The organism is Phenylobacterium sp. (assembly GCF_031181185.1).
Lineage (GTDB): Bacteria > Pseudomonadota > Alphaproteobacteria > Caulobacterales > Caulobacteraceae > Phenylobacterium.
In genome coordinates this window covers 1-7,587 of the sequence record NZ_JAPSKZ010000170.1, presented here as the reverse complement: position 1 = coordinate 7,587, position 7,587 = coordinate 1, and the positions used below count along the sequence as shown (strand labels likewise).

At 69.3% G+C, this 7,587-nt stretch carries 11 protein-coding genes; 8 read left to right on the top strand and 3 right to left on the bottom strand.

Translation table 11 applies throughout. The annotated features are described in order from the left end of the window. Both RIF93_RS16660 and lptB read left to right on the top strand, forming a co-directional pair. Nucleotides 1-425, top strand: a 425-nt coding sequence (locus tag RIF93_RS16660) for an LptA/OstA family protein (RefSeq protein ID WP_309092571.1), incomplete at its 5' end; no start/stop codon positions are given. A 32-nt stretch (nucleotides 426-457) separates the two neighbouring features. Then, nucleotides 458-1,183: an LPS export ABC transporter ATP-binding protein gene (gene lptB / locus RIF93_RS16655; RefSeq protein ID WP_309092573.1), complete on the top strand. Its 726-nt coding sequence runs from the start codon at nucleotides 458-460 to the stop codon at nucleotides 1,181-1,183. Between the two features lie 15 nt (nucleotides 1,184-1,198). Here lptB and RIF93_RS16650 read toward each other — a convergent pair whose 3' ends face one another. After that, the gene (locus RIF93_RS16650; protein ID WP_309092570.1) at nucleotides 1,199-1,906 is read right to left on the bottom strand and encodes a YafY family protein; all 708 of its coding nucleotides are present in this window, start codon (nucleotides 1,904-1,906) and stop codon (nucleotides 1,199-1,201) included. 109 nt (nucleotides 1,907-2,015) lie between these two features. On the opposite strand from RIF93_RS16650, the gene RIF93_RS16645 reads away from it, so the two are divergent. The 5 genes from RIF93_RS16645 to ptsN all read left to right on the top strand — a co-directional run bounded on the left by RIF93_RS16645 (nucleotide 2,016) and on the right by ptsN (nucleotide 6,061). After that, on the top strand, nucleotides 2,016-2,594 hold the full coding sequence (locus RIF93_RS16645; protein WP_309092569.1) for a glutathione S-transferase family protein: 579 nt from the start codon (nucleotides 2,016-2,018) through the stop codon (nucleotides 2,592-2,594). 74 nt (nucleotides 2,595-2,668) lie between these two features. Beyond that, on the top strand, nucleotides 2,669-4,168 hold the full coding sequence (gene rpoN, locus RIF93_RS16640; protein WP_309092568.1) for an RNA polymerase factor sigma-54: 1,500 nt from the start codon (nucleotides 2,669-2,671) through the stop codon (nucleotides 4,166-4,168). Nucleotides 4,169-4,226: 58 nt separating this feature from the next. After that, the gene (locus RIF93_RS16635; protein ID WP_309092567.1) at nucleotides 4,227-4,850 is read left to right on the top strand and encodes an exopolysaccharide biosynthesis protein; all 624 of its coding nucleotides are present in this window, start codon (nucleotides 4,227-4,229) and stop codon (nucleotides 4,848-4,850) included. Nucleotides 4,851-4,882: 32 nt separating this feature from the next. Beyond that, nucleotides 4,883-5,515 carry a ribosome hibernation-promoting factor, HPF/YfiA family gene (gene hpf / locus RIF93_RS16630; protein ID WP_309092572.1) on the top strand — a complete coding sequence of 211 codons (633 nt, stop codon included), beginning with the start codon at nucleotides 4,883-4,885 and terminating at the stop codon, nucleotides 5,513-5,515. 72 nt (nucleotides 5,516-5,587) lie between these two features. After that, complete coding sequence (gene ptsN, locus RIF93_RS16625; protein ID WP_309092566.1) at nucleotides 5,588-6,061, top strand: PTS IIA-like nitrogen regulatory protein PtsN; 474 nt, start codon at nucleotides 5,588-5,590, stop codon at nucleotides 6,059-6,061. Nucleotides 6,062-6,134: 73 nt separating this feature from the next. Here ptsN and RIF93_RS16620 read toward each other — a convergent pair whose 3' ends face one another. Then, entirely contained in the window at nucleotides 6,135-6,404 is a 270-nt protein-coding gene (locus RIF93_RS16620) for a DUF1150 domain-containing protein (RefSeq protein WP_309092565.1), read from the bottom strand. Nucleotides 6,405-6,502: 98 nt separating this feature from the next. Then, nucleotides 6,503-6,925 (bottom strand): Hsp20 family protein, encoded by a 423-nt coding sequence (locus RIF93_RS16615; RefSeq protein WP_309092564.1) that lies wholly within the window; start codon nucleotides 6,923-6,925, stop codon nucleotides 6,503-6,505. Between the two features lie 166 nt (nucleotides 6,926-7,091). On the opposite strand from RIF93_RS16615, the gene RIF93_RS16610 reads away from it, so the two are divergent. Continuing rightward, on the top strand, nucleotides 7,092-7,587 hold a 496-nt coding region (locus tag RIF93_RS16610; protein ID WP_309092563.1), incomplete at its 3' end, for a hypothetical protein.

Genomic DNA, 7,587 nt, shown 5'->3' with positions numbered 1-7,587 from the left:
CCGACGAACTCGAGGTCCAGCAGAGCGCCTGCATCTCGATCTGGCGCGGCAACGCCGAGGCGCTGCAGGGCGATAGCCGGCTGCGCGCGAACGTCATGCGGATGTATCTGGCCAAGGGCGCGGCCAAGCCGGGCGCAGCGGGCGGCTGTGGCGAGCTCACCCGCCTGGAAGCCGAGGGCGGCGTCTACTATGTGACCCCCCAGCAGCGGGTGCGCGGAGACAACGGCGTCTATGACGCGAGCAACGAGACCGTCGTGCTGACCGGGGACGTGGTGGCCGTGCAGGGCCAGAACGTGCTGCGCGGCACGCGCATGGTGTTCAACACCCGCACCGGCGAAGGGAAGATGGAGGGCTCGGCCCGGGGCCGGAACCAGCCCGCCCGGCCGCGCGGCGTCTTTTATCCCAGCAAGAAGTCCAACCCGTGACGAAGCCGGAGCGGATCGACACGCGGGCCGGCGTGCCGGCGGACGGGCTCGTCGTCGACAACATCGGCAAGTCGTTCCGGGGCCGTCCGGTGGTGAAGGGCGTGTCGCTGCGGCTCGGCCGCGGCGAGGTCGCGGGCCTGCTGGGCCCGAACGGCGCCGGTAAGACGACCACCTTCTACATGATCACCGGCCTCATCCCGGCCGACTACGGCGCGATCTACCTGGACGGCGAGAACATCACCGCCCAGCCGATGTATCAGCGCGCCCGGATGGGCGTGGGCTACCTGCCCCAGGAAACGTCGATCTTCCGCGGTATGACCGTGTGCGAGAACGTGATGGCGGTGGTCGAGCTGCGCCAGCGCGATCCCAAGGAGGCGCGGGCCACGGTCACGCGTCTGCTCGAAGAGCTTCACATCGAGCACCTGCGCAACGCCCCCGCCGTGTCCCTGTCGGGCGGCGAGCGGCGGCGGGTGGAGATCGCGCGGGCGCTGGCCTCCGAGCCGTCCTTCATGCTGCTGGACGAACCTTTCGCTGGGATCGATCCGCTGGCCATCGCCGACATCCGCGAGGTCATCAGCTACCTGAAGCAGCGTGGCATCGGCATCCTGATCACCGACCACAACGTCCGCGAGACACTGGACATCATCGACCGCGCCTCGATCATCCATGCGGGCGAGGTGCTGTTCGAGGGCGGCCCGGACGAGATCGTCGACGACCCGGAAGTGCGTCGCGTCTACCTGGGCGACCGGTTCACCTAGGCCTTGGCGAGCGGCTCAGCTCGCTTCCTTCATCTTCTGCCAGTGCTCTTCGCGCATGCGCCGCCAGCGGGCGCGGAGCGTCGCCGGCCGCTCGGGGTAGCGCTCGTCGGTGAACTCCGCCGCCGACACGCGATCGGTCCGGAAGCTGCGGAAGGCCTGGCGCAGCTCGCACCAGGTCACGAGCAGGCGGCTCGTCTCGTAGTAGCCGATGGCGAAGGGCCAGACCGTTCGGCGCGTCTCGCGCTCCTGCTCGTCCCGGTAGGTGAGGGTGATCTTGCGGCCGGCCCGGATGGCGCGGCGGACCTCGGCCATGTCGAGGTTGTCGGGGAGGGCGTGCCACGCCGGCGCCGCGCGGGTGGCCGGCTCCAGGACCAGAGGCCGCAACTGCTCGGGTATCACGGCCGCGATCTTGGCGACCAGGTCCTCGGCGGCGCGCTTCAGCGCCGGGTCGCCACGAGCCGCCACCATCTGGGCCCCCAGCACGGCCGCCTCCACTTCGTCCGGCGTCAGCATCAGCGGCGGCAGGTCGAAGCCGTCTTCCAGGATGTAACCCACGCCGGCCTCGCCCCGAATCGGCGCGCGCTGGCCGATCAGGTCGGCAATGTCGCGGTAGACGGTGCGCTTCGAGGTTTCCAGCTCCTCCGCGATGGCGTCGGCCGTGACGGGTTGCCGGCTGCGGCGCAGGATCTGGATGATTTGGAAGAGACGATCTGCGCGGCGCACCCTGGCCTCCCGCCAGCTGCTGACAGAATGCTGTCAGCAAGGCCGGGCTACCAACGTCATGTCAAGCCATGAGGCCTTCGGCCGAGAGGTTCTGGGACGGAGCGCAGCGATGATCATCCTTCACGGACACGGCCCCGGCGGCGGACTGCCGGAAACCTGCCTGCCGGCAATGAAGTCCGAGATCCTGCTGCAGATGGCGGGCGTGGCGTACCGCAAGGCCGAGATCGGCTTGGCCGGCGCGCCCGTGCTGGAGGTCTGCGGCCAGGCGCTTGGCGGCGACGCCCTGGTCCGCGCCTTCCTTGAGCGCGTGCACGGCGTCGATTTCGACGAGGGCCTGGACGCCCGTGCGCGGGCCGAGGCCTGGATGATCGAACGCATGGCCGAGGACCACCTGCGGCCGGCCGCCGAAGCCGGCGAGATCGGACGCGAGGCCCTGGTGCTGGCCGTCCGTTCGCTGGGCGCCCTGGCCGAGGTCCTCGAAGACAGCCCCTATCTGTTCGGCCGCCGGCCCTGCGCCGCCGACGCCGCCGTCTTCCCCGTCCTGGCGAGGCTGATGTCGCCCGCCGCAAATCCAGCCCTGCGGCGGCGGGCCGAGGGGTTCGGCCCGCTGGTGGCCTACGTCGATCGCCTGATGGCGCGGTTCTTCCCCGACTTTCCGTGGCTGGTGGAGACGGTCGCGGCCGCCTGACGGCGCCATTAACCAATCGGTGGGGAAGTCACCTCTAGCCTCCCTCAGCAAGAAACAGGCCAGAGGGGGCTTTTGTGGCGCTCAGCGCGCGGCTCGAGATTCGGCAGGGACAGGGGCTGGTCATCACGCCCCAGCTGCAGCAGGCCATCAAGCTGCTGCAGATGTCGAACCTTGAGCTCGAGGCCTTCGTCGAGGCCGAGCTCGAGCGCAATCCCCTGCTGCAGCGGGACGAACGCGACCAGGAGCCGGAGGCCGAGGCGCCCGTCGCCGGCGAGGCGGCCGACGGCGCCCTGGACCGCATCGACGACGCCGGCGCGCGCGCGGAGCTGGACGCCGCCCACGACGAGGCTTCGCCCGGCGAGCGGGCGACGGGCGACGCGCCGGAGCCGGCGGGCGACGCGGGCGGCTCGGTAGACTGGTCTCGCGCCGGCAAAGGCGGTGGCTTCGACGGCGAGTTGGACGGGCTCGAGGGCGTCCTGGCCCACGAGAAGAGCCTGGCCGAGCACCTGCACGACCAGGCCGCCGTGGCGGGCCTCGCCCCAGCCGAAGCGGGGATCGCCAGCGTCCTGATCGATTCGGTGGATGAAGGCGGCTACCTGCGCGTCGACCTGACCGAGATCGCCGAGCGGCTCGGCTGCGAACTGGCCCTCGTCGAGCGCGTCCTGGGCGTGCTGCACGGCTTCGAGCCGGTCGGCGTCTGCGCCCGCGACGTCCGCGAGTGCCTGATGCTGCAGCTGAAGGACCGCAACCGCTACGATCCGGCCATGGCGGCGTTGCTCGACAACCTGCCGCTCCTGGCCCGCCGCGACATGGTCAGCCTGCGCCGCGTCTGTGGCGTGGATGACGACGACCTGCGCGACATGATCGCCGAACTGAAGGGCCTGACCCCTCGGCCGGGCGCGGCGTTCGGCGGCGAGCCGGCTCAGCCGGTGGCGCCGGACGTCTTCGTCCGGGAGGGGCCCGGCGGCCTGTGGCACGTGGAGCTGAACGGCGACACCCTGCCTCGGCTGCTGGTCGACCAGCGCTACCACGCCCACGTCAGCGGCAAGGCGCGCTCCGACCAGGAGAAGACCTTCGTCGCCGACTGCATGGCCCAGGCCAACTGGCTGATGAAGAGCCTGGACCAGAGGGCCAAGACCATCCTCAAGGTCTCGTCCGAGATCGTCCGCCAGCAGGACGCCTTCCTCGCCTTCGGGGTCGAGCACCTGCGGCCGCTGAACCTGAAGACCGTGGCCGAGGCCATCGGCATGCACGAGAGCACGGTCAGCCGGGTGACCTCGAACAAGTACATGGCCACGCCGCGTGGCGTGTTCGAGATGAAGTTCTTCTTCACATCGGCCATCGCCTCGAGCGAAGGGGGCGAGGCGCACTCGGCCGAGAGCGTGCGCCACAAGATCCGCCAGCTGATCGACGCCGAAGCGCGCGAGGAGGACGTCCATTCGGACGACCGCATCGTCGAGATCCTGAAGGAAGCGGGCGTCGACATCGCCCGTCGCACCGTCGCGAAATACCGCGAAGCCATGCGTATCCCCTCTTCCGTCGAGCGGCGTCGCATGTTGAAGGAAGCCGTGTAGCCCGGATCGGCGTTCCGCCCCTTGGCGCAGCTCGTTCGAAGCGCCAGATGGAAGGCGAATGACGCTCCTAGCCGACTATCACCGGCCGTTGTCCGAGGTGCTGCAGGAAGTGGCGGACCTGCCGTCCGACCGCATCACCGTGGCTGAGCTGGTCGACCGTTTCGGCGGCCGGGCGATGGGCGCGCTGTTGCTGCTGTTCGGACTGCTCTGCCTGCTGCCGCTGCCGCCTGGCGGCACCACCATCTTCGGCCTGCCGCTGCTGCTGCTCGCGCCCCAGCTGGTGATCGGCCGGCACGCGCCCTGGCTGCCGCAACGTGTCCGCCTGCGGGCCGTACCGCTCGACGACATGCGTGGAAGGATGCCGCGGCTGATCCGCTGGCTGAAGCGCGTCGAGGGCATCTCCCAGCCGCGGCTCACCTTCATGTTCGGACCGGTGGGGGAGCGGCTGATCGGCATCGTCTGCACGATCCTGGCCTTCGTACTGATCCTGCCGATCTGGGGCGGCAACATCCTGCCCGCCCTGGCGGTCACAGTGCTGTCGCTGTCGCTGATCCTGAAGGACGGCGTCCTGGCTCTTGTGGGCTACGCGTTGGTGGCCATCAGCGGTACGGTCCTGGCCCTCGCCGCGCACATCATCCTGCGCATGATGCAGCATGCGTGGATCGTCGTGACCGGCGCTTGACACCATCTCCCGGCAGGCGCGTTCATCGTGTCATGCAAGTCCAAGTCACCGGTAAACACGTCGACGTCGGCGAGGCTCTGCGCGCGCGAGTCTCCGACGAGCTTTCATCCAGCATCGAGAAGTATTTCGACCGCGGCGGCGGAGCCGACGTGGTGGTCAGCCGCGAAGGGAATTCCTTCAAGGTGGACTGCGCGGTCACGCTCGCCTCGGGGCAGCAGCTGACGACCCACGGGGTCGGCGGCGACGCCCACATGGCGTTCGACGTCGCGATGCAGAAGATGGCCAAGCGCATCCGGCGCTACAAGAATCGGCTGAAAGACCATCACCAGCAGGCGGTGGCGAAGCAGGCGGAGAGCGCCGCCTATTTCGTGATCCGGCCGCCCGAACTGGACGAAGACGAGGAGGACGAGGGCGACGAGGCGCAGGCGTTCCCCGAGCCCATGATCATCGCCGAGACCGAAAAGCAGGTGCGGACGATGACCGTTTCGATGGCGGTGATGGAGCTCGACCTGACCGAAGCTCAAACAATTGTGTTCAGGAACGCTGCGCACGGCGGAATCTCGGTGGTATATCGCCGCCCCGATGGAAACATCGGCTGGATCGATCCCGAGCGGACGAAGAACCGCGACGGGGAAGACGGGGAGGGAACCGGTCCAGCCCACTAGCGCTTTCGAACGACCGTCACATCCGGCCGCTAGAGCCGGGGCCGGCCGTTCCTTTGTGAGTATCTGAGACCAATGAATATCGGCGACCTTCTCGATCGCACGGCGATCTCCCTGCGCGTCAGCGCGTCCAGCAAGCGCCAGGTCCTGGCTGTGGTCGCCGAGATCGCCGCCCGCAAGCTCGGGCTGGACGCGGGCGACATCCTGGATGCGCTCATCGAGCGTGAAGCGGCGGGCTCCACCGGAGTGGGCCACGGCGTGGCCGCGCCGCACGCCCGGCTCGAGGGGCTGGAGCGCATGCGCGGTGTCTTCGTGCGCCTGGAGCAGCCCGTCGAATTCGACGCGGTGGACGACAAGCCCGTGGACCTGATCTTCGCGCTATTCGCGCCGAAGGACGCCGGAGCCGACCACCTGCGGGCGCTGGCGCGGGTCTCGCGCCTGCTGCGCCAGGCCGAGCTGCGGGAGCAGCTGCGCCAGGCGCGCACGGCGGATGCGATCTACGCCCTCTTGGTGCAGGACGGCGGGGCCGCGCGCTCGTCCGCGGCCTGATCCGCCCATCTCCGGAGACGAAAAGGCCGGCGGTCTCCCGCCGGCCTTTTGCGTCTCTCGAGGGTCCGGCCCGCTAGTGAACGGACACCGGCGCCAACTCGTGGGCCAGGGCCGCGGCCACCGCGGATTCGCGGTCGGTCAGAACGGCGAGACGTTCGCCGTCTGCGCGGTGGACCGCATAAAGGGTCTGCTCGGGATCGAGCTCGAAGCCTTGGATCTGCGCCGAAGGCACACTCGCCAAGATCTCGGCGGCCTTGACAGGACGCACATAGACCAGATGCGGGGCGCCCAGGGCCGCAAAGGCTTCAGTCGAAAGTACAGGCGTCATCATGACCACCTCCATGAAACTCAACGCTCCGAACGGTCGCCGGTTCAGCCGGCCGTTCGTTTGATATTCGGCCCCGGTTGATCCGGCGGCCCTCTTCCAGTTCTTCAAAAAGCTTAGCCGGCGGTCCGGATGGGGATCGTCTGCACCCGATTTTCCGGTTCCGGCCTCGCAAGATCGATGTGCAGCAGGCCATGCTCCAGGCTCGCGCCTTCCACCACCATGCCGTCTGCGAGGACGAAGCTGCGGACGAACCCGCGGGCCGCGATGCCCCGATGGAGATAGGCGTCCTCGGGCTTGTTCCCGCCGCCGTCACGCTTCCCCGCGATCACCAGCTGGCGATCCTCGATGGTGACTTGCAGTTGATCGGGCGAGAAGCCGGCGACCGCCAGCGTGATGCGCAAACCGCCCGCGCCGCGATCCTCGACGTTGTACGGCGGATAGCTTTCCGCCGCCGCCTTGGCCGCCCGCTCGATCAGGTTGCGGGTGTGTTCGAAGCCCAGAAGGAAGGGGCTGTCCAATAGTAGAGACCGGTTCATCAGAGCCCTCGCAGAGAAGCGACTCTCCGACCGTGCCGCCCGGCGTCGGCGCGGCGTGGCCGGACAAAGGGATATTTGGGGACCCGGCTGGGCGGTTGCAACGGCGCCGCCGCGCGGGCGTCCGCCCCCTTGACCTGCCCGGCGGCGCAGGGCTTCCGTAAGCGCCGTGCGCACGCTTCTGAACCTGTTCAAGCGGCCGTCGGCGCCCAAGCCGCCGCAGGCCGCGCTCTCCGCCGTCTCCTCCGCCGAGGCCGAACCCACCGCTGGCTTGGTGCTGGTCGACATCGACCTGGGGGCCCGCGAGGCCGGCGCCGGACCGGCCGAGCTCTCGGTCACGGTGGAAGGGGCGGGAGCCCCGGCGTTCCACAAGCCCGTGATGCTGGAGCCGCAGGTCGAGCGCACCTGGGTCGCGGTCCACGGCCATCTGCTGCCGAACGGGCCGGCGCGCCTGCGCGTGGAGCTGACCCGCGGCGGCGAGCGCTTGGCCGAGCGCCGGCTTACGGTGCAGGTCCGCAACGAGGGCCGCCTGGCCGCGCTCGTGACCGATAGCCTCAAGGGCTCGGGCGTGCCGCTGATCGTCGACGTGCTGGACGCGGCGACCTACGACTACGACGACCCGCGTCTCACCGCCTGGTTCGACCGCAGCCCCGATGAGGTCGAGG